The following is a 21,790-nucleotide window of genomic DNA, read 5'->3' on the forward strand; positions in this document are numbered from 1 at the left end:
CGAGTACCCCAGTCCCCAATGTGGGACTCGAGAGGGCCCCAATCGTCTCCGCGGTCGATTCCGCGCGTCGCGCCCTCCTCCGTGAATAAGCTGGAGACATGGCAGCGAAGAAGTCGAAGACCTCGAAGAAGAAGCCCGCACCCGAGGACTTCCGCTCGGATGCCCTGGCTCAGGCTCTCGAGAAGCAGGATGTCGCTGCGGTCGCCCTCGCTCTGCGCCACGGCACCACGGTCGTGCCGCTGATCACCCCGGGCGCGCGCGACAACCCGCTCGACAGCGGCGAGGTATGGACGTACCGCGACCCGAAGACGGGTGATCTGGCCCTGCTGCTGTTCAGCGATGCGAAGAACAAGCCGGCCAACCTGCCGCCCGGCGTCGGGATCTACACCGCGGACTGGCTGCGCAAGTTCCTCTCCGCGCACCCGATCACGACGGTGTTCCTGGACATCGCCGGCCCGCACCCCATGCAGGCCGATCCCGCCGAGCTACTCAAGGCGCTCGACGCCTGAGACGGTCTGCGGCAGGCGCGTCGCCTCCCGGGCGGACCAGAACGGCTCCCGGGCGGATCAGAACGGCGGGATGTCGCGGTCGGATCGGCGTGAGGTGTTGCGCGCCCGCACATCGCCGAGCGCGGCACGGAGGGTCTTCGAGCGGTCGTCGACGACCTGCTCGTATCCGAGTCGCGCCGCCTCGGACCGCCGCTGCGCGGCCTGGGTCACCGGACGGATCTCGCCCGCGAGGCTGAGTTCACCGACCGCTGCGACGGTGCGCGGCACCGCGATCTGCTGGATGGAGCCGGCCACGGCGATCGCGATGGCGAGATCGGCCGCGGGCTCGGTGAAGCGCACGCCTCCGACGGTCGACACATAGACGTCGAGAGTCCCGGTGGGGATTCCGGCGCGGCGTTCGAGGATGGCCAGCACCATCGCCACGCGCGAGGAGTCGAGGCCGTGCACGATGCGGCGCGGGTTCGGAGCGTTGCTGGGCACGGTGAGGGCCTGCACCTCGACGGGGAGCGCGCGGCGGCCCTCGAGCGAGATCGCGACGCAGGTTCCGGGTTCGGTCGCGCCCTGAGAGAGGAAGAGCCCCGAGGGATCGGGAACCTCGGCGATGCCGTCGCCCGTCATCTCGAAGCAACCGACCTCGTCGGTCGGACCGAAGCGGTTCTTGAGAGCGCGGATGAAGCGCAGCGACGTCTGCCGATCCCCTTCGAAGTGGCAGACGACGTCGACCAGATGTTCGAGGACCCGGGGGCCGGCGACCTGGCCGTCTTTCGTGACGTGACCGACGATGATGATCGGCAGATCGCGGTCCTTCGCGACGCGGATCAGCGTCGCGGCGACCTCACGGACCTGGCTCGGCTGACCGGCCGCGCCGTCGGTCAGCGACGAGGAGACGGTCTGCACGGAGTCGACGATCACCAGCTGCGGCTTCACCTCGTCGATGTGCCCCAGGATTGTCGCCAGGTCGGTCTCGCTCGCCAGGTACAGTTCGTCGTGCAACGCTCCGGTGCGCTCGGCGCGCAGGCGGACCTGCCCCGGAGATTCCTCCGCACTCGCATACAGGACCCGTCGCCCGCCGCGGGCTGCTTGGGCGGCCACCTCCAGCAGCAGCGTGGACTTGCCCACACCGGGCTCACCGCTGAGCAGGATCGCGGCGCCGGGGACCACGCCACCGCCGAGCACGCGGTCGAACTCCCCGACCCCGCTCGAGCGCCGCGGTGCGTCCTGCGTCGTGATCTGCGTGATCGGTCGTGCCGTCCGCTCGGCGCTCGGTGCGACCGGACCCACGCGGCGGAGGATGCCGGTCTGCGCCGCCTGTTCCTGCACTGTGCCCCACTGCTGGCACTCCCCGCAGCGTCCGACCCACTTCGCGGTCGTCCAGCCGCATTCCGTGCAGACGTAGGCGGGAGGAGCGGGTTTTCGGGTGGCCATGCTCTCAGGCTATCGGCGGGATCGGACATCCCTATCGGCCAGGTGTTTATTCACGGCCCGTACCTCTGGGTAAACCCGCGATCTCACGGAATACTGGTGACATGGCCAACGGCGGGCCCGTCTGCGGGCCGATCTCGAGCTACTCCCGGGTGCAGATCCTGCACTTGCTCTTCGAAGCGGGAAGTTCGCAGACCCGAGCCGCCGTGTCGATCGCGGAGCTGTGCGAGGCGACCGGACTCCACGCGAACACGGTCCGTGAGCACCTGCAGCGCCTGATCGAAGGCGGGTATGTGATCCCGACGATCGAGCACCGCACCACCCGGGGGCGTCCGCGCACGCTGTACAGCGCGGCCACCGGAGCCCCGGGCGCCTCCAGCCCGGTCGCGCGCGACAAGGCCAAGGCGGCTGCTCGTCGGGGCGACCTGATGCGCAGCATGCTGCCGGACTCGGCGCCCGACCTCGGCCGTGAAGCCACCTATCAGCTCGACGCGCTCGTGGAGCACCTGGAGGAGAGCGGCTTCGAGCCCGTGGTCGACGACCGCCGGCTCACGGTCGACCTCAGCCCGTGCCCGCACGCGGCGGGCCGTTCCGAAGACCGCCCGATGCTCTGCCGTGTGCACCTCGAGCTCATGCAGAGCGTGTTGAACGAGGCCGGTGGACCCCTCGAAGCCGAGTGCGTCCGCGATGCCGTCCTCGCATCGGACTGCACCGTCCAGCTGCGTGACAGCACGAGGCAGCGGCAGCACAGAACAGGAGTCGTGCATGGAATGGCTTGATCCGCTCGCGCTCGCCCGATGGCAATTCGGGTTGACCACGGTCTATCACTACCTCTTCGTCCCCCTGACGATCGGCATGGCGCTGATCGCCGCGATCTTCCAGACCGCATGGGTGCGCACCGGCAAGGTCCAGTACCTGCACCTGACCCGCTTCTTCGGCAAGATCTTCCTCATCAACTTCGCGATGGGCGTCGTCACCGGCATCGTGCAGGAGTTCCAGTTCGGCATGAACTGGTCGGACTACTCCCGCTTCGTCGGCGACGTGTTCGGTGCTCCGCTCGCCTTCGAGGGCCTGCTGGCGTTCTTCTTCGAGGCGACCTTCATCGGTCTCTGGATCTTCGGCTGGGACAAGCTCCCGCAAAAGCTGCACCTAGCCACCATCTGGTGCGTGTCGATCGGCAGCATCCTGTCGGCGTACTTCATCATCGCGGCCAACGCGTTCATGCAGAACCCGGTCGGCTACACGTTCAACCCCGAGACCAACCGGGCCGAGCTCACCGACTTCTGGGCGCTGCTGACCAACCCGGTCGCGCTGGCCGCGTTCCCGCACACGATCTTCGGCGCGCTGATGTTCGCGGCCGGTGTCGTGATCTCGGTCTCCGCCTGGCACCTCGCTCGCGGACAGCACTTCGACACCATGCGCATCTCGCTGAAGTTCGGACTGTGGGCGATGATCGTCTCGACCGCGGGTGTCGTGCTCACGGGTGACCAGCTCGGCCTGGCGATGTACGCCGCGCAACCCATGAAGATGGCTGCGGCTGAAGCGACCTTCAACACGGTGTGCGGACCGGACGCGTCGTTCAGCCTGTTCACCCTCGGCACCCCGGACGGCAGCTCCGAACTGTTCTCGATCCGCGTCCCCTACCTGCTGTCCCTGCTGTCGACGCATACGCTCGACGCGTGTGTTCACGGCATCAACGACCTGAACGCCGAGTACGCCCAGACCTACGCCGCCACCGGTCTGACGGACTTCGCCCCGATCCTGTGGGTCACCTACTGGGCGTTCCGCTGGATGATCGGCCTGGGCATGGCCGCCGCGCTCGTGGCCGTCGCCGGCCTGTGGCTCACCCGCAAGGGCGCCAAGAAGCCCCCGGCGCCGTGGATGTGGAAGCTCGCGATCTGGTCGTTCCCGCTCGCGCTCGTCGCCAACATCATGGGATGGGTCTTCACGGAGATGGGCCGACAGCCCTGGATCGTGTTCGGGCTGATGACCACGCAGGACGGCGTCTCGCCGGGCGTCAGCGGACTCGAGGTGCTGATATCGCTCATCGCGTTCACCGCGATCTACGCGGCCCTCGCCGTGGTCGAGGTCCGACTCATCGTCAAGGCCGCGCAGAAGGGCCCGGACACCGAAGAACAACCGCATGACGAGACGGCCCAGCTGCCGTCGGTCGTCTACTGAGGGGGAGGAGCATCATGGATCTCGCAACACTCTGGTTCTTCATCGTCGCGTTCTTCTTCGTGGGCTACTTCGTACTCGACGGGTTCGACTTCGGCGTCGGCATGTCGCTGCCGTTCCTCGGCAAGAACGATGTCTCGCGCCGTCAGGTCATCAACACGATCGGTCCGGTCTGGGACCTCAACGAGACGTGGGTCATCGTCGCCGGTGCCGTGCTGTTCGCGTCGTTCCCCGAGTGGTACGCCACCCTGTTCAGCGGTTTCTACCTGCCGCTGCTGCTGATCCTGCTGGCGCTGATCCTGCGCGGGGTGTCCTTCGAGTACCGGCACCAGCGCGACAGCGTGAAGTGGAAGGCCGGATTCGACCGGATGATCGTGATCGGGTCGGCCGTTCCCGCTCTGCTCTGGGGCGTCGCCTTCGGCAACATCGTGCAGGGGGTGGCGATCGATGAGAACCACATCTACGTCGGCGGCTTCTTCTCGCTGCTGAACCCGTACGCGCTGCTGGTCGGCGTCACGACCTTGCTGCTGTTCTTCCTGCACGGTGTGCTGTTCGTCGCTCTCAAGACCGATGGACAGGTGCACGAGGATGCGCAGAAGCTGGCGAAGAAGGCTGCGCTGCCGACGGTCCTCGTCGCGGCCGGAACGGTGATCTGGACGGTGGCGATCGCGATGGGCCGCGAGGCTCCGCTGCTCTGGCTCGTCATCGGCGCCGGGGTGCTCGCGGCGGTCACCCTGATCGCGGCCGTCGGGTTCTCGCTCGTCCGACGTGACGGGTGGGCCTTCTTCTCCGGGATGCTCACGGTGATGTTCGCCGTGGTCATGCTCTTCTCGGCGCTGTTCCCGTTCGTGATGCCCTCGACGATCGACCCGGCGTACAGCCTGACGATCGCGAACGCATCCAGCACCCCGTACACGCTGCAGATCATGAGCTGGACGGCCCTGATCGCGATGCCGCTCGTGCTCGCGTACCAGGCCTGGACGTACTGGGTCTTCCGCAAGCGCGTCACCCGGAAATCCATCGAGGGGGCACCGGCGCACGCGTGAAACCCGTCGATCCGAGACTGCTGCGCTACGCGGGTGCCGCGAGGGGATTCCTCGCGGCATCCGCGTTGATCGGCGTGGTCCAGACGGCGGTCGTGATCGTGTTCGCTTGGCTGCTGACGGATGCGGTGACCGGGGCGATCGCCGGGCGCGACGTCACGGCGTCCCTGCTCTGGCTGCTGGTCACGGCACTGCTTCGCGGTGTGCTCATCGCCGCGTCCGATGCCGCGGGGACCCGCGCTGCGGCGAAGACCGGCATGCAGCTGCGGTCCGCGCTGATCGCGGCAGTGGGACGGCTGGGGCCGGGGTGGCTGGCGCAGCGGAACCAGACCGAGCTCGCGGTGACCGCCGGCCACGGCCTGGAAGCCCTGGACGCCTACTTCGCGCGCTACATCCCGCAGCTCGTGCTGACCGTGATCGCGACGCCCGTGCTGGTCGCGGTCATGTGGTGGCAGGACTGGCCGAGCGGTCTCACCGCTCTCATCACGCTGCCGCTGATCCCGCTGTTCCTCATCCTGATCGGGATGGCGACGCGCACGGTGCAGAAGCGGCAGTGGCAGACGTTGCAGCGGCTCGCGGCCCGGTTCGCCGACACGGTGCAGGGACTCTCGACGCTGCGGCTCTTCGGGCGCGACCGGCGCGCGGCGGACCGCATCGAGGTCACGGCAGACGAGTACCGGCGCGAGACCATGAAGGTGCTGCGGTTCTCGTTCCTGTCCGGGTTCGCGATGGAGCTGCTGGCCTCGATCGCGGTCGCCCTGATCGCCGTGTCGGTCGGATTCCGGCTGTTGTCGGGGGACCTCACGCTCGAGGTGGGGCTGTTCGTGCTGCTGCTCGCGCCCGAGGCGTTCCTGCCGATCCGACAGGTGGGGGTGCAGTTCCACGCCGCGGCCGAGGGCGTCGCCGCGACCGAGGACGTGTTCGAGGTGCTCGATGCGGCGCGGACAGGTGCACGGATGCAGGAGCTTCCGACGGATGCCGGACGAATCGCCGTCGAAGCTTCCCACATCCGTCCATCCGTCGTGCAGGTGGACCGACTGGAAGGCGCGGCGCTCGTGGTCGAGGGGGTGCAGGTGCGCGATCTGCCCCCGGTGTCCTTCACCGCGACGCCGGGGACGATCACGCTGATCGAGGGGCCCAGTGGCTCGGGCAAGTCCTCGCTTCTCGCGGCGTTGCGGGGCGCTGCCGACTATGAGGGGACGGCCGTGTTCGCCGGGCAGAGTCTTCGCGGGCTCGCTCCGGCCGGGTGGCTGGCCTGGGCAGGGCAAGCACCGGGGCTGATGCGCGGCACGGTCGCAGACAACGTCGCCCTCGGAGACCCGGCACCGGATGCCGGCCGCGTCCGTGCAGCGCTGGATGAGGCACGCGCCGAGAGCATCGACGCGGCACTCGAACTCGGTGTGCAGGGGAGTGGGCTCTCGGGCGGTCAGGCGCAGCGGGTGGCCGTGGCGCGCGCGCTGTACCGGCAGCAGACCGATCCCGGACGTGTGCTCGCCCTGGACGAGCCCTCGAGCGCGCTGGACCCGGAGACCGAGGAACGGTTGTGGCAGTCGTTGAGGGCGCGGGCGGATGCCGGAGCGACGATCCTGCTCGTGTCGCACCGGCGGTCGGCGCGCCGCATCGCGGATCAGGTCGTGGCGCTGGGGGTGGACGCATGACCGGACTGACGCGCGGACAGCGGGTCCGCGGCATCCTCCGGCTCGCGCAGCCGTCGGTCGGACGCTTCGTGCCCGGTCTCATCTGGGGTGTGCTGTCCGCGGCGGCCGCCGTGAGCCTGCTCGCGGTCAGTGGCTGGTTGATCGTGAGCGCCTCGATCGTCGACTCGCTGGTTCCGCTGTCGATCGCCGTGGTCGGCGTCCGGTTCTTCGCTGTGTCGCGCGCCGTCACCCGCTACCTCGAACGTCTGAGCGGGCATGATGCGGCACTGCGTCAGCTCGCCTCCACACGCGCCGACATGGTGCGTCGACTGATCCCGCTCTCGCCGGCCGGACTCGGCTCGACCGACCGCGGTCAAGTGCTCACGGCCCTCGTCGACGACGTCGAGAACCTGCAGAACCTCCCGCTGCGGGTGGTGCAGCCGCTGGGGGTCGCTGCGCTCGTCGCGGTGGGTGCCGTCGGTTTCATCGCGTTCGTCTCGCCGCCCGCCGCCCTCACTCTCGCCGTCTGCCTGCTGGTCGCCGCGGCCGCGGCGATCGGGCTCGGCTGGGTGTTCGGCTCCCGCGCCGAAGCACTCGTGTCCGCGCGTCGGGCTGAGCTCTCGGCGGCGCTCGTCGACTACTTCGCGAGCCTCGATGTCCTCCTCGCGTATGGGGCGGAGGAGCAGGCGCGGGCACGGATCACCGCCGCCGACGGGGAGCTGCGTCGGCTCGTCTCCCGCGCATCGCTGGCGCAGGCCATCGCTGCCGGGGTGGTCTCCGCGGTCGCCGGAGCAGCGTCGGTGTGGGCGCTCGCCGCCGCGGCGCCCGGCCTCGTCGACGGGGCGATCGACGGGCCGTGGTTGGCCGTGGCGGTGCTGGTGCCGATGGTGGTGTTCGAGATCTTCGGCGCCGTGCCGATCGCTGCGGCGTCGTGGCGGAGTGTCCGATCGAGTGCGGAGCGCATCGTCGACGTGCTCCCCGACCGGATGCCGCAGGAGCTGCGTTCCGACGCGGGTGAAGACGTCGAGGTCGACGGCACGCCCGTGGTGCGAATGCGCGACGTGCGCGCGTCCTGGCCGGGGGGAACCCCGGCGCTCTCCGGCGTCGACCTCGATCTCCGACCCGGTGAGCGGGTGCTGGTGACGGGATCGAGCGGCGCCGGGAAGAGCTCGTTGGCCGCGGCCCTCGTCGGTTTTCTCCGCGTGGAGGGCGAGTACCGGATCGGGGACCGCGACGCGTCGGAGTTGTCCGGTCCGACGCTGCGCCGGGTCATTGGCCTGTGTGAGCAGAGCCCTCAGCTGTTCGACGAGGACATCCGTCAGAACCTGCTCTTCGCGCGTGACACCGCGGATGATGAGGAACTCTTCGCCGTGCTCGACCGGGTGGGGCTCGGGGAGTGGGCGCGGGAGCGCGGTGGTCTCGATGCGCGGGTCGGCGACCGTGGCGCACTCGTGTCCGGCGGGCAGGCGCAGCGGATCGCGCTCGCCCGGGCCCTGTTGCGCGGTTTCCCGGTGCTGGTGCTCGACGAGCCCACGGCCGGGGTCGACCCCGAGGCGTCCGATGCGCTGCTGCGTGATCTGCTGGCTGCTGCGGGGTCGCAGTCCGTGCTGCTGATCTCGCACGTGGTGCCGCCCGCGGGCACCGTCGACCGTGTGGTGCGACTCGACGGCGGACGCACGCTCTGAGCGAGGAACCCGCGCGGGTCAGGCGTTCATGTCGACGGGCGGTTCCATCACGATGCCCTGCGCTTCGAAGGCACGGCGGCGCTCTTCGATGCGGCGGTGCAACTCGACCTGCGCCTCATCGACGAACTGCGGATCGAGGTCGACGGTGGGCGGATGCGGGTCGCCGTGGTTCGCCGCGATGTACGCGTCGAGTTCGGGGCCGCTGGTCCAGGAGGTGATGAGCGCGTAGCGGGGTGCGGTGCCGCGATGCCAGACCGCGTGCCAGAAGCGCTGGGTGTCGACGATGATGCGCGAGCCGGCGCGGAGCGGCAGCCGGACCTCGGTCGCCGGGTCGAAGCGGTCGGCGCGCAGTATGAGCATCGACTCGGTGTCGTCGGACAGATTGAAGAACCCGCGGACGACCCAGCCGGTGCCCTCTTCGTTGAGCCGGTTGTTGTCGTCCTGGTGCAGGTTGTAGATCGCATCGGCGTACTCGTTCGGTTGCAGCTCGATCACGCGGCACCGTCCGATGCCCGCGCCGGGCTCCAGCGCGCGACGCTGCAGGGTGGGCGCGATCGCCACCTGGGAGTCGATCCACACGCCGTCCTTGTCGGTGCGCGGCGGCGTGTGGTTCCAGAAGCCGTTGCAGTCCACGTCGCCCGCGTAGCTGGCGAGCGGGGCGAAGCGCGTGACGCCGGAGGAGCGCCAGCGGACGTATTCCAGGTCGAGCCATTCGGCGGGGTCGCCCGGTGCGGAGTGATCGTCGAGGACCACATAGCCGGTGTCGGCCAGCGCCTCCGAGGTGATGAAGCCCATACTGCGTACCCTTCCCGTCATCGCTGCCCCCACAGGCGGCGGGTTCTTAGGACATCCTAACTCTTCGGGCGTCACGGCGCCCGGTGGCCGGCCGGGGAAAAGCGCGGAATCCCGCCGATATCCTGGGGTGATGACTCAGCCGCAGGGCGCCCTCCTCGTGGGCAGTGTGAACTTCGACGATGCCGAGACGACGATCCGCACAGCCGTGGATGTGCTCGGCGCCCGCCTCCGGCGCATCCCGGACGGCGAGGTCGGCAAACGATTCCACTGGATCATGTTCCAGCCCGATGTGATCGGCCAGGCCGAGGGGATCGAGCGCATCGGCGACGAGCCCATCCCGTTCTCGGCCGGGATAGACGCCCGTGGCCTGCGCATCGGCGAGGGCGTGGACGCAGCGAGCATCGAACTTCCCGCGCTCGGATACGCGGCGGCCGCGATCGAGTCGTACGCGGTGTTCACGCGCCTCCGTGCGGAGGGTCTCGTGTCGGCCGAGGTGCGGTTCCAGGTGTCGCTGCCGACACCGCTCGCTGTGATCTCCTCCTTCTTCCGTGGGGACGACCGGGCGGCGATCGAGCCCGTCTACACCGCCGCGATCCTGCGTGAGCTCGATGCGATCCTCGCCGCGATCCCGCACGACGACCTTGCTGTGCAGTGGGATGTGGCCAGCGAGATGGGCATCATCGAGCGAGCAGCCGGTTACGGAGCGGTCATGGAGGCCTGGTGGCCCGGTGAGCCGTTCGACGGCCTCGTCGCGCGGCTGGCTCGCCTCATCGACGCGGTGCCGGCAGACGTGGAGGCCGGCGTGCACCTCTGCTACGGCGACGCGGGGGAGAAGCACTTCATCGAGCCGACCGATTCCGCGAACCTCGTCCGCTACGCGAACACGGTCCTGGCGGCGACGGCGCGTCCTCTCACCTGGCTGCACCTGCCGGTGCCGATCGAGCGCGACGATGAGGGCTACTTCGCCCCTCTCGCCGACCTCGCCCCCGTCGAAGAGCTGTACCTCGGGCTCGTCCACCGCGAAGACGGAGCCGAAGGGGCAGGGCGCCGTGTCGCCGCCGCCCGCCCGTTCGCGGAGCGGTTCGGGGTCGCCACCGAGTGCGGCATCGGTCGTGCACCGGCCGGATCGACGGAAGGCATCCTGCGCACGCACGCAGAGGTCGCCGCCGCCTGGTGAACGCTCCGAGCGCCCGATTCGCGCGCTCGCCCGCTCTCGCGTAAGCTATTCCGCGGTGACGTGTCCGAGCGGCCGAAGGTGCAACTCTCGAAAAGTTGTGTAGGGTAACCCCCTACCGTGGGTTCAAATCCCACCGTCACCGCCAGGTAACCGCGTAAAACCCGCCAGATGTCAAATCTGGCGGGTTTTCGTGTGTCTGGGGGTGGTGTCGCATGATGGTGTGAGTTGACTTTGCGAGTTGACCACGGCGATGATCGCCACATGCGCGAGTTCACCGACGACGACGCCGAGAGTCTGGCGGCGATCCTTCGAAAAAAGCACGGACCGAAAGGGCCGAGGCGACCGAAGAAGAGAGCCGCCGGCGAGGGATCAGTTTTCCCAGTCGAGCGAAAACGCAAAGACGGCAGCACAGTCATCTATTACCGGGCGGCCAAGACGATCGAACTCGGCCCAGTGCGGAAGAAGATCACGGCCCAAGCCCGCACCGAGCGCGAAGCGATCGAGAAGCGGGATCGCGCGATTCTCGTTGAGCGGGTGGAGTATGGCCTCGAATCACCGGATGCGATTCCCGTCGACCCGCGTATCGCCCGCCTCACCGTGGGCGACTGCCTCACTGACTGGCTCGACGAGCGCAAGCGTGAGGATCTGGCTCCCAACACGATCCACATGTATGACGCTCGGATCAGGAATCATCTGCTCCCGGCCTTTGGTGATCGCCCAGTCCGGACTCTGACCTACGCCGAACTCAAGAAGTTCATCAACATCGACCTGCCCGCGAAAGGTCTAGGCGGCGACTCGATCCGGCAAGTGTTCATCTGCCTCAAGAGCGCGCTCGACTACTACCAGCGAGACGGGATCATCCTGGGGCATCCGATGGTTGGGATCAAGCCGCCACCAAAGAAGAAGAAGACCAAGGAGGACGCCAAGAAGATCCGCCAGGCGTCGAAGTTCCTCGGCAAGTATCTGATCCCGGCAGCGAAGGCGGCAGACCAAGAGGCGCGCTGGTTCCTCGGGATGCTCGGGATGCGCCAGGGCGAAGTGCTCGGGATGACAGAAAAGAGACTCAAGAATGGCGGGCCAGGCAACCGGCGAATCGTCATCGACAAGCAGATCCAGCGGATCAGCGCTGAGCACGGATGCGAGCTCAATCACTCCACCGGCAAATGGAGCTGCGGGCGAACTACCTCGAACTGTCCTCAGCGAATCGGTGAGACCCGCTGGGAACTGACAGCAACCAAGAGCGACAGCGGAGAGCGAGAGATCGTCATCCCAGAGGATGCCTGGAAGATGCTCGTCGCCCACCGCAAGCGACAGATCGCTCGACGGAAGCTCCCAGGCTTCCAGCCCGACAAAGGCGAGGACATGGACACGCTGCTATTCACGCGGCCAGATGGAAAGCCGCTCTATGCACAGCGGGATCGTCAGGCTCTCGTGGATCTCGTCGCATCCATCAAGAACCTGCCCAAGGGGATGACCGTCCACACTCTGCGCCATGTGGCGACCACAGCGATGATCGAGGAAGGAGCCGACCGGGAGGCCCTGATCGCGATGATGGGTTGGTCCCCAAAGAACGCCGACGCGCAGATCGCTACCTACAGCAGCGCAGACAACGCGCGCCGCGCCTCCAAGGTCAGCCTGAGCTATGTGGGTAGCTTCTACGGAACGAAGTAGCTGCCCACCTAAGCCGCCGGAGATTGCAGGCGGTCAGGTTGTGGGTGATGATGACGATGCCGCCTGAGGCTGTCGCCTATCGCCGCTGAGCGTGACGGTCCACGTCTGGTCTGCGGTCCCGACGCTACTATCAGTGCTACGACGCGGTGAGGATCGCCGCCGTCGATGATCAGGGGGAACACTTTGCACACTCTCACAGGTAAACGTGTCGCGAAGTTTGCGCGCGACTTTGGCTTCGCTGTTTCGGAGGATAAGCAGTTCGAGCTCTACGTTGCGGCCAACTACCTCTATCCCTACCTGCGGGACGACGTGGAGAAGATCGAGCGGTCCGTTCGCGGAGGAGGGTCGGACGAGGGGATCGACATCGCCGCCGTGGTCGTCAACGGGCAGCTTGTGTTCGAACCTTCGGAGATCGAGGATCTAATCTCGGAGCAGGCATCGAACACCGCGCGGGTCGTGTTCATCCAGGCCAAGACGAGTGAGTCTTACGATGCGAAGCTGATCTCGAAGTTCCTCCATGGGATCGAGTCAGTTACAAAGTATGCGATCAACCCGCAGAATATTGCTCTTCCTGCTGCGCTAGTCGATCTGGCAGCGCTGATCGACAAGATCGCCGAGAACGGTGACAAGTTCCAGGAAACGCGAATCCCGTGCGAAGTGTTCTACGTCACGACCAGCGGACACGACGGGGCTGATGCTCGCAAGGAACTGCAGGTCACCGAGGCGGTTCGCCGGATCAACGAACTAGGGGTGTATTCGGAGCCGTTCGAGTTGAAGACTCACGGACACGATGCGCTCGCCGCGAAGCTGAAGGAACGGCACGGACCACAAAACATCCGGTTTGACTTCACCAAGCGGCAGACCATCCCCGCAACTGAGCGCGTGAGTGAGGCCTACATCGGGCTGTTGTCTGGCACGGAAGCTCTGAAGCTGTTGACGGACGAGACCGGTTCCATCAGGCCCGGTATCTTCGATGACAACGTGCGGCTCGATCTTGGTGCGCACAACACCGTCAATACGCGCATCACTCGAACCCTTCAGAGCGGGGAGCGCGAACAGTTTCCGTTCTTGAACAACGGTCTCACGATCATCGCTAGCTCACTAAGGGGAGCCGGAGACAAGTTCTTCATATCTGGCTATCAGATCGTGAACGGCGGACAGACGAGCCACCAGCTGGTGAGGTGGGCGGCGAGCGAGGCTGTCAAAGAAAAGCCGGAACTGTTGTCCGATCTTTGGATTCCGGTGAAGATCGTCAGTTCAGACGATGCAAGAGTGAGGACGAGCGTCGCGATCGCCACCAACCTCCAAACTCCAATCGGTTCGACGGACATCCAGGCGAGTTCACAGACCGCGAAGGATGTGGAGGAGTATTTCACTCAGTCAGGTGCCGACGGCCTGCGATACCTGCGTCAGATTCAGCACGCGGCGCTCGACTTCCCGAGGACGCGCGTCGTCACTACCCCTGAGCTCAACCGAGCCGTCGCCGCCACCCTCTTCGGAGAATCCTTCCGGGCGATTGGCTCCCCCAAGGAACTCGAAGCCGAGGACTCGTTCGTCTGGGGTAGTTACTCAGTCGAGGCGTATTACTACGCAGCCTGGATCCTCTACCGGGTGGATCGATACTTCGCTCGGACTCCCGACTCCACAACTCTGAAGGCGGCGAAGTATCACATTGCGATGATGGTCTCTGTCATCATCAACCCGCAGATAGCTCCGGTGTTCGAAGCGTCCGATCTCGAGGCCGCGAGGCGCCGGCTTGTCGCCGTCAAGAGGACTCAGTTCAAGGTCACCGATTCTGACCGGATCGAGTTCGCTATCTCCAAGGCGATGGAACTTGCCACGGAGCAGTTCCAGACCGTTCTCTCCGAGGGACGAAGCCTCCGGAAGGACGATGTGCGAAACCGACGCCATCAGGAGGCTCTTCTGCAGAAGGCGAAAACGGTGAAGCCGAAGGCCCAGTCGCGCTGATGGCACAAAGAAGGCCGGGGATGGACCCTCGTTAACATCCCCGGCCTTCTTTGCATTGCTCAACGCTCACATATCAGAGTCCTCCCTCTCGCGATCGATCTGCTTGATCCGCCGCATCGCGTCCGCGACCTTGAACATGTCTTGGCGGGCTTTATCGTTGGTCGCTTGCCACTCCTCGACCGTCATCTCGTAGCGACCACTCAGAACCTTCTGAACAGTGGTCGGACTGATCGGCATTTCCTTGCCGTGCTTCTTGCTGTAGACCTTGACGGCTCCGGCGATGTGCTTGATCCCATAGCCCTCGGCGCGCAGGGTTTGGATATAGACGACGTGGCTCCGCGATAGCTTCGGCTTCTGGCCCAGCTTCATCCCTGCCGCAGTCCTAAGCCCGAGCGCTGTCTTCGTCCTGGCTCGTGTCTTGAGCACCTCCGAAGTGCCGGAAAATGACTTGATGTTGAGGTTGAGAATCTGCGTCTCGTTGTTGATGTCGTCATAGATCAGGTTGTCGTCGAGTGTCCAGACAGCGACCCCTCGCTTGTTGAGCTGGCCGACTGCGTAGATCAGCTCGTGGTTCTCCCTGCCCAGACGAGAGAGCGAGATCACCACCACTCGATCTCCCGGCTGCACCAGGCCCGAAAGCTCGTGCCAGGCGGTCCCCTCGTCGGTCATGTTGCTCATCCCTGACTGATCATCGTCTACCAAGACACGGACGCAGCCATTCGATTCAAGCTCTTCCCTCTGGGTGAGTAGCGTCCCGCGCTGCTCTTCGGTCGATGCTCGGATGTAGCCCCAATCGATGGGATCCCGCTTCTCTTCGGTCTGCTGGAATGCAGATCCTCGCTTCTCTTCGGTCATCTTCTTGCTCCTTGCTCTGGGACTAAATGGCACCCGTTTAGTGGTTGCGCATACCCATATCAACTAAGGGGTGACAACTAACGCTCGTTAGTTGTCACACAGACCGAGTTCCAGCGGTAGTCGCTACCTGCCCGCCTCAGCGCACAGAATCGAGCAGACGAACAACCTGACCGCTTCGACCTTCGAGCGCCAGGCTCAGCCGCCTACTGTCAGCCAGTGGCCAACCTGAACGCGAAAGGGCGGCGACCTCCGAAGAGATCGCCGCCCAGCGGTATCGCACTACAGCTCAGAGCACATGAGCGCTGCTGACGATGTCCACGACATTCTGATCGCCTCTCGCGACCGAGGGCACCACGAAGCCCCGATCAAACTGCCCACTGACTTGAACCGACGCGGCATTGGACGAGCCAGTGTGCACCGCCTGGGTGTTGGTGATCGTGAAGCTGTTGAGATCCTGAGCCTCGATCCTCCAAGGACCGCCGACCACCTGCGCAGAATCGATCACGCCCGGATACTCCACCCGGAAAGCGAGCGAACCAGCCGGAGCCGTGATGGCGTGCCCCCAGCGAGTGCCGGTGCCGAAGCCATGGGTTCCGCTCCAGGCGCGCAGATTGGACTTATGCCACGCGTAGGCAGCCCCATCGGGCGAGCGGTCGGGCACAGCAGTCTTGACAGCGGGCGCAGCAGCAACAGCCGGTTCCGGCAGAGTAGCGACAGCACCAGCAGCGAGGACGAGAGCGAGAGCCAGAGTGGCCGAGAGAGTTCTGATCATGAGATGCCTCCAGGGTTGATCGGCACTCCATATCAGGGACCAGACCCAAGCAGTGGCGCGACACAACCACGGGAAGACCAGACGAGGCAGAGGTATGCGCACACGAGTGCGAGAGGGAGGCCCGTGCAGGCAGGCATGCACTCAAGAGGACACAGCTATCCCTTTCCCCACCTGATAACTTTCAACGCTGAAAGTCATCTCTTTGGTGAGATGCGAGAGTTCGGCCACCGCCTGCCGAAACCCGAGCGATCCCGCTCGGCCACCATTCCTTTGGTATCTCTCGGAGGCGGGTTCGCCCATCCGGATCGACTCCTTAGATCGCAGCTGCAGTCCGTGATCCGTATGTCTGTATCCCCATCTCGCATAGTGGGAATCTTCAAGAGCCTGGGACGGGGGACACCCCTCTTCTGATTCGCTGCCCCGAATCGAGTTTCAGTGTTTCGCCCAGAAGGCAGAGGAAGGAGTTCCGTCGCCGTCTTACGGGCTTCTGTAGTTTCCTGTCTGCCTCACCGTTTTCGCCCTGTCATGGGTTCGAGGTGGCATATCGAAAGCTCCAGCAGACAGAAAGGAAGCCCCGGAGGATCGAAGATCAACTCCGGGGCTTCTTCCCACTGTGCGAGTGGAACTGTCATATCAAAACTCCAGGGGGCAAGAAGAAACCCCCCGAGGAAAAGTGTGAGACTCTCGGGGGGGTTTCTGTTGGAGGTAGAGCCATATATCAGTCCGCGATCTCGCTCTCCACGATGCTGCGGTGAGACTTGGCGTTTGCGCCGGTGCCCTGCGTGACTTCTACGAAGATGATCCTGAGCTTTACAGACTCCCTGACGAGCTTGCCCTCATGGTAGAACTTGCCGTGCACTGCGAAGAATCCCTGCGTGCTCGTAGTGTTGGCGTTGAGTCGCTGAACAGTCCGGGGATCGACAGACACCTGCGCCCACGGCATCAGCACCTTCGATCCAGCAGCGAACGGCTTCTCGTTGGTGTATCCCGTGCGGTCAGCGGTGGCCTCTTCGACGAACCATTCGACTGTGTAGCCCGCAGGAAGATCCCGGGGCTCGTAGTCGGTAGGCTCGCCCTCTGGTCGTGCTGTCGTCGCGTAGTTGATCCCGTCGACGCCGCTTTCTCTAATGTTGATGCTGTATCCGTCGAGCGCTGACGAATCGACCGGACCAGCCTCGGCCTGGGCTTCGCAGAGCTTGCCACCGTGTTTGGCTGTGAAATCCTCATCGCCATACTGCGAACCAACGCAGAACATTAGCGGTTCGCTTGAAGCGTCAGCGGGCACCGTGACAAGCGAGCCAGCGAATGCGACGGCGAGGCCGAGAGCTGCCGCGATGAGTGCGGGCTGTCGGTTCTTCTTGGTGGTGGTGGTGGTGCTTGCGTGTGATGTGTGCATGATCGACCTCCGTGGTTGTAGTGATCGCAGTTGTATATCAATGCGCGACCACCAGCGCAGTTAGGTCAACACCAGGCGCAAAGAAAAGCCGGGGTGATGAAAGCGAAAGGGAGCTTTCATGACCCCGGCTGATCACCCGGAGGAGTGCCATCGAGAACACAAGAATAGATATCACACGGGACCAAGTCCGAGCTTCTTGCGCACTCCGGTCTGATGGGCGATCGATCCGAAGAGCGATGCAAATACCGATGCGAAAAGGCCAAGAACCTCCATGGGCGAGTTGAGCCGAGCCGCGTAGCCCGGGAGCATGTAGTTCGATCGTGCCGTGCGGTTCTTCGGCGCATCGAACAGCCTCCCAGGTCTGAGCTCCGACCAGCCAGCGAATCTAGCGCCGAGCTTAAAGAGCCTGGCGGCCTCATCGAACGCCGCAGCTAGGAGCGTGCGACGCGCAGGGACCGACTTCCTAGCCCAGCGCTTTGCTGGCATGTAGGCGAGCTGCCGATAGCTCGGCATCTTGGCGACCTGCTGCTGGAACACCCCATCGGCATCCATCCGCGCGCAGGCTTCGAGTTCCGCCGCGTCCCGCATGTCCTCGTATCGGTGTCCCAGCTCCTCGTGGGCCGCATCCCGGTAGCGCTTCGCATCCTTGTCGGCGCTTGTAGCGAGCTGTTCCAGAGTGTCGGTAGAAGTGGCGGGATTGCGAGCGACCAACAGCCGCACGTTCCAGTCGGGAGAGTGCGCGAGCTGGGATAGGATCCCGGGATCCTTGCTTCCCTCAGCCAGGGCGTAGTTCTTGGCATTGGTGAAGCGCGAGGTTGGCTTCGCCCTTGGCGGCTGAGCTGGCTGGCTACCCATTTCCTCAGCTGAAGGCTCGGGAGCGTCGTGGTCGATCTCTTCGGCTTCGATCTCTTGTATGGCCGCGACTGCCTCACGCCATCTCGCCGCCTCCTTCGGAGTGAGCTTCGCTCCGTCCTCGCGGAAGGTTCTAGTTCGAGCGTCAGATCCCACCGAGAAGATCCCGCCGATGATGGGACTAATAGAGAGCACCTGGCTATGGCCGCCGGTCGAAAGATCTGCACCACCCTCCCTGGCGATGTCGAGGACGGTAGTGTGCGCATCACCATAGGGGCAGCTCGTTGTGGCCATACACCGCGCGAATCTACCGAGAACGGGGCTGTAGTGGAGGCGAGTGCCTAGAGTCGTAGATTCCATGATTGTTGCTCCTTAGAACTTGAAAGGTGAGACGCCGGTCCGTGCCCATTCGTCGAGCATGGGGAGGTCGTCTTTGTTGAAAGTGGGAATCGCGCCGCCTTCTTGCAGAAGCCGATGGCGCAGCGCGATACCGGCTTCGAATGATTCGACGTGGCGATTTGCGAGCAGTCCACACGCCTCTGGTTGGGGGCAGAGAACGGGTGCGTCCGCATGATAGGCGAGGTGATACATGGCTCTCCTTGGGTAGTTGGGCGGTTATGGCAGAAAGCCATATCGACCATTGGCGCAGTTAGACCTCAGACAGAGCGCAGAACGTCGAGGACTCGTTGCGCTTCGGCCTCATCGTCGTAGCGGGTCATCCCAGCGAGGCAGTAGCTGCAGGGCTGCCAACAGGGATCAGGTCGCTCGAAGATAGGCAGCGCGTGATAGCTGACCCACTCACCGAGGGGTTGCTTCGATTCCATGGTCATCACCTCGCCAGCCGGATATCAGGGCAGCGCGAATGACCATTGGCGCAGTTAGAGCACCTGCCCGCTTTGCACCTGCTGCCGATGGGCTGAGTGCTTCCATCAACTTCTGTTGACTCCTGCTCAGGTCGACGCAGGACAGCAAAACCAAAAAAGATAGCCGGAGCTATCCCGCTGCGCTGCTCCCGCTTTGGGAACTCAGATTCTCGTTAGTCGGCTCATCGTCTGGAGCTGGGTAGGGCTGTTCGGTAAAGCTGTCAGTCCTTGATGGCAGGCTTTCAGCATCCAACTGCTGGCAGTTTGGTTCTCGTCCAGGGAGAAGGGATAGCAGTGGTGCGACACCGATGCGCAGTGCATCCGGCGTATGGCTACCTGGGCGGGTCGGCAGGTAGGCAGGATCCAACTGATGCAGCAGTTTGGTTCTCGTCCAGGGAGAAGGGTCAGCAGTGGTGCGACACCATCACGCAGTGGGATGGCGTATGGCTACCTGGGCGGGTTCGCAGGTAGTCAGTGGGAGAAGACTGCTGACACAGGCTTCAGCGGGGTCTCGGAGTGCTGACGCACTGAGGACAGGTTGGAAGGGTGTCAACACCTTCCAGCGGGATACCAAAGAGGCTTCGGTCTTTGGCTGGGAGCACCGCGCCCAGGGCACCGGCCACGCCGGGGTCGCGGGATACCGAAGAGCGCACTAGCGGCCTTCGGCTGGGAGCATCGCTCCCAGGGCACTGCCCACGGCAGGGCCTGATGACGAGCTTGCTCGGCATCTTCTTTTCCCCCCCTGGCGGCAAGGCCGCCTCTTTTGGTGCTACGAGGCAATGCCAGCAGCACGACCCCAAGGCGAGATCACGCGGGAGCCTGTTGCCAGCAGTTGTGCAGCAGCACGCGAAAGCGCGTTCGCGCCCCCTGCGACACCCCCTGCGATATGTGCTCCTGACCGGAAGCCAAGTCGCGAAACGGTCAAGGATTGTGCCTCCTAAGCCCAGGAGAACAGATCTAAGCGACTAACTCACCAGGGAGACGGGAACTATGACTAACAAACCAGCAACGCCTTACAGCGACGAGCAGAGCTACGACGATGAAGCTCCTGTCATGGACTTCTTCGAAGAAGAGAGCTACGAGGACGAGGAGGTGGAGATCTCAGCGCCTACTCAGACCGCAAAGCGTGCCACCATTGGCGCAGTTAGAACCACCGAGAACGACGCTCGACAGCCAATGAAGACGACCGCGAGCCAGCGAGAACCAGCCGCTACGAAGTATGGGAGGAAGGTTTTCACCGACAAGGATCGGCTTGGCCTCTGGTTCCTTCTGAAGTTCCCACTCGCCACTTCCAAACAGCTCGGCATCGTCTGGAAGATCAAGAGGAACAGTGCTCACAAACGGCTGTTGGCGTTGCGAGAGCTTGGTCTCGTCGGCTCAGAGGAAGTCATTGGAATGACTCAGCTCTGGTTCACGACTAAGAAGGGGAAGGATTTACTCGCCTTCTACGGCACTGAAGACGAGCGAATCTCGCGGCTCTACAAGCTGGGAAGCCTGAACCTAGGCAAGCTCGCGCATCGTCTCGCGACCACCCAGGTTGCAGCTCAGCTCGTCGCCGGCGCGTCAGCAATCGCGAAGACGACAGAGATTGCACTCCCTACCGGCCTCGATCTCATGCCGCTTCTCATCCCCGAGCAATACATGAACAGCACCTATGGGACGATGGCGAGCCGCTTCGATGAGACGTCCGGCCGAACAGTCGTGGACGCGCAGCAAGCCTGGAGGACTCAGGAACGTGTCGCGCAGGAAGTCGAGTCCGGCAGGCTACCGGTCTCGCAAGCTCTCGCTCAGAACCCCGGGCTCTGGACCCTTACTACCGACTACGCGAGCCGCAGCTACGCCAATCAGAACCACCCGTTTGACCTCGTTGTCGACTTGGAAGCACACAGACAGACTCTCGACGCTCCCGTGTCTATCGGTATTGAGATAGAGCTAACGCCGAAAGATCCGGTCGACCTACTGCGCATCGTCCACACGATGGTGCGCCAACGCGAGCGAGGGTCCGTGCCCGTCGTCCGTCGAGTCATCTATGTCAGCCATGTGGAGCGAATCTTTAAGGCGGTCAAGGAACTGCGGGACAGACTGGGTGGGCATGCGCGGTATTTGCTCGGAGCGACCCGGCTCAATGACGCAGAGGGTGAGAGATACACCGGGGAGGCCTGGCGCTTCTAGCCCACGTTCGACAGAGAACGGCGGAGGGGACTACCACCCCTTCCGCCGTTTTTCTGTTGGTAGCCACTCGTCATGTTTCGCCAGGAATAGACGACTCTCGCATCATGACCACAAAAGGGCCCAATCTTCGAATGGTTGGAGCTAACGGCAGAAAGCGCACGCTGGAGGCGCGGTTAGATCGACGCTCTAGGCTGCGCGCTCAGAACAGCATTTCGTGCCCCAGCAAATGGTCGGCAGGAACCGCTTTCGAGGGGTGGAAGGAACACGCTAAGAAATGGACACGCCGAAAGAGTTGACAGACCTAGGAATCCATTTACATTTGTGCCATCCAAACCGAACGCCACTCCTCGAAAGGCTCGATCATCATGGCAAACGCAACCACCACCCCCAACGCTCCCAAGGTTCCCGCGTTCGACCGCTCCAGCGTGACGCGCACCTTCGCTCGCCTCAAGCACGAGGTCAGTGGCCTGGTCGATGACGCCGGACGCCAGCGCCCGTTCTACGCCGCCAGCAAGGAGGAGGCAATCGCCAAGCGCGACGCTGCGATCAAGGTTCTCTCCGAGCTGGCCGACCGGATCGACCTTCTCAAGAAGGAAGGCAACTGATGCTCGGTCCCGGCTCTCGGGTTCGACTCATCGAGAGCCGGGACCCCATCAGCCCGATCCCCACAGGCACCGAGGGAAGCGTCGATCTCATCGATGATCTCGGAACCATCTTCGTGGACTGGGACAACGGTCGGAGCCTGGGGGTGATCCCCGGCGAGGATCGGTTCGAAAGGATCCAGTGATCTGCGGC

At 64.3% G+C, this 21,790-nt stretch carries 19 protein-coding genes and 1 tRNA gene; 13 read left to right on the top strand and 7 right to left on the bottom strand.

Translation table 11 applies throughout. The annotated features are described in order from the left end of the window. The first annotated feature begins 98 nt into the window (after positions 1-98). Positions 99-509 carry a hypothetical protein gene (locus tag E0W80_RS09390; protein WP_047520260.1) on the top strand — a complete coding sequence of 137 codons (411 nt, stop codon included), beginning with the start codon at positions 99-101 and terminating at the stop codon, positions 507-509. Between the two features lie 57 nt (positions 510-566). Here the strand turns inward: E0W80_RS09390 and radA are convergent, their stop codons facing one another. Continuing rightward, positions 567-1,934, bottom strand: a complete 1,368-nt coding sequence (radA, locus tag E0W80_RS09395) for a DNA repair protein RadA (protein ID WP_131492237.1) — start codon at positions 1,932-1,934, stop codon at positions 567-569. Positions 1,935-2,035: 101 nt separating this feature from the next. On the opposite strand from radA, the gene E0W80_RS09400 reads away from it, so the two are divergent. The 5 genes from E0W80_RS09400 to cydC are packed head-to-tail and all read left to right on the top strand — an operon-like array spanning position 2,036 to position 8,474. Then, positions 2,036-2,710, top strand: a complete 675-nt coding sequence (locus E0W80_RS09400) for a helix-turn-helix domain-containing protein (RefSeq protein WP_047520253.1) — start codon at positions 2,036-2,038, stop codon at positions 2,708-2,710. Further along, the gene (locus E0W80_RS09405) at positions 2,697-4,112 is read left to right on the top strand and encodes a cytochrome ubiquinol oxidase subunit I (RefSeq protein WP_131492238.1); all 1,416 of its coding nucleotides are present in this window, start codon (positions 2,697-2,699) and stop codon (positions 4,110-4,112) included. The genes E0W80_RS09400 and E0W80_RS09405 overlap by 14 nt, the downstream gene beginning before the upstream one ends. Before the next feature lie 14 nt (positions 4,113-4,126). After that, positions 4,127-5,155 carry a cytochrome d ubiquinol oxidase subunit II gene (gene cydB, locus E0W80_RS09410; protein WP_131492239.1) on the top strand — a complete coding sequence of 343 codons (1,029 nt, stop codon included), beginning with the start codon at positions 4,127-4,129 and terminating at the stop codon, positions 5,153-5,155. Further along, complete coding sequence (cydD, locus tag E0W80_RS09415; RefSeq protein WP_131492240.1) at positions 5,152-6,810, top strand: thiol reductant ABC exporter subunit CydD; 1,659 nt, start codon at positions 5,152-5,154, stop codon at positions 6,808-6,810. The genes cydB and cydD overlap by 4 nt, the downstream gene beginning before the upstream one ends. Further along, positions 6,807-8,474 (top strand): thiol reductant ABC exporter subunit CydC, encoded by a 1,668-nt coding sequence (cydC, locus tag E0W80_RS09420; protein ID WP_131492241.1) that lies wholly within the window; start codon positions 6,807-6,809, stop codon positions 8,472-8,474. The genes cydD and cydC overlap by 4 nt, the downstream gene beginning before the upstream one ends. 18 nt (positions 8,475-8,492) lie before the next feature. Here the strand turns inward: cydC and E0W80_RS09425 are convergent, their stop codons facing one another. Then, positions 8,493-9,269 carry a hypothetical protein gene (locus E0W80_RS09425; RefSeq protein ID WP_131492242.1) on the bottom strand — a complete coding sequence of 259 codons (777 nt, stop codon included), beginning with the start codon at positions 9,267-9,269 and terminating at the stop codon, positions 8,493-8,495. 130 nt (positions 9,270-9,399) lie between these two features. On the opposite strand from E0W80_RS09425, the gene E0W80_RS09430 reads away from it, so the two are divergent. The 4 genes from E0W80_RS09430 (at position 9,400) to E0W80_RS09445 (ending at position 14,085) form a co-directional block, all read left to right on the top strand. Continuing rightward, a complete protein-coding gene (locus tag E0W80_RS09430) occupies positions 9,400-10,446 on the top strand; it encodes a hypothetical protein (RefSeq protein WP_131492243.1) in 1,047 nt (348 codons plus the stop codon). Between the two features lie 54 nt (positions 10,447-10,500). Continuing rightward, positions 10,501-10,591 (top strand) — tRNA-Ser (locus E0W80_RS09435). A 116-nt stretch (positions 10,592-10,707) separates the two neighbouring features. After that, positions 10,708-12,117 (top strand): site-specific integrase, encoded by a 1,410-nt coding sequence (locus tag E0W80_RS09440; protein ID WP_131492244.1) that lies wholly within the window; start codon positions 10,708-10,710, stop codon positions 12,115-12,117. A 165-nt stretch (positions 12,118-12,282) separates the two neighbouring features. After that, positions 12,283-14,085, top strand: a complete 1,803-nt coding sequence (locus E0W80_RS09445; RefSeq protein ID WP_131492245.1) for an AIPR family protein — start codon at positions 12,283-12,285, stop codon at positions 14,083-14,085. Positions 14,086-14,151: 66 nt separating this feature from the next. Here the strand turns inward: E0W80_RS09445 and E0W80_RS09450 are convergent, their stop codons facing one another. The 5 genes from E0W80_RS09450 to E0W80_RS09470 all read right to left on the bottom strand — a co-directional run bounded on the left by E0W80_RS09450 (position 14,152) and on the right by E0W80_RS09470 (position 18,551). Then, the gene (locus tag E0W80_RS09450) at positions 14,152-14,940 is read right to left on the bottom strand and encodes a recombinase family protein (protein ID WP_131492246.1); all 789 of its coding nucleotides are present in this window, start codon (positions 14,938-14,940) and stop codon (positions 14,152-14,154) included. 286 nt (positions 14,941-15,226) lie between these two features. Then, positions 15,227-15,712 (bottom strand): hypothetical protein, encoded by a 486-nt coding sequence (locus E0W80_RS09455; protein WP_131492247.1) that lies wholly within the window; start codon positions 15,710-15,712, stop codon positions 15,227-15,229. 718 nt (positions 15,713-16,430) lie between these two features. After that, the gene (locus E0W80_RS09460; RefSeq protein WP_131492248.1) at positions 16,431-17,108 is read right to left on the bottom strand and encodes a hypothetical protein; all 678 of its coding nucleotides are present in this window, start codon (positions 17,106-17,108) and stop codon (positions 16,431-16,433) included. Between the two features lie 171 nt (positions 17,109-17,279). Beyond that, positions 17,280-18,320: a hypothetical protein gene (locus tag E0W80_RS09465; protein ID WP_131492249.1), complete on the bottom strand. Its 1,041-nt coding sequence runs from the start codon at positions 18,318-18,320 to the stop codon at positions 17,280-17,282. 12 nt (positions 18,321-18,332) lie between these two features. Then, positions 18,333-18,551: a hypothetical protein gene (locus E0W80_RS09470; RefSeq protein ID WP_131492250.1), complete on the bottom strand. Its 219-nt coding sequence runs from the start codon at positions 18,549-18,551 to the stop codon at positions 18,333-18,335. Between the two features lie 1,262 nt (positions 18,552-19,813). Here E0W80_RS09470 and E0W80_RS09475 point away from each other — a divergent pair. From E0W80_RS09475 to E0W80_RS09485, 3 genes are all read left to right on the top strand, one after another. After that, on the top strand, positions 19,814-20,995 hold the full coding sequence (locus E0W80_RS09475) for a hypothetical protein (protein WP_131492251.1): 1,182 nt from the start codon (positions 19,814-19,816) through the stop codon (positions 20,993-20,995). 365 nt (positions 20,996-21,360) lie between these two features. Continuing rightward, complete coding sequence (locus E0W80_RS09480; protein ID WP_131492252.1) at positions 21,361-21,600, top strand: hypothetical protein; 240 nt, start codon at positions 21,361-21,363, stop codon at positions 21,598-21,600. Continuing rightward, entirely contained in the window at positions 21,600-21,782 is a 183-nt protein-coding gene (locus E0W80_RS09485) for a DUF4314 domain-containing protein (protein ID WP_131492253.1), read from the top strand. The genes E0W80_RS09480 and E0W80_RS09485 overlap by 1 nt, the downstream gene beginning before the upstream one ends. Positions 21,783-21,790 lie beyond the last annotated feature (8 nt).

This window comes from Microbacterium sp. PI-1 (genome assembly GCF_004337555.1).
GTDB classification, from domain to species: domain Bacteria; phylum Actinomycetota; class Actinomycetes; order Actinomycetales; family Microbacteriaceae; genus Microbacterium; species Microbacterium aurugineum.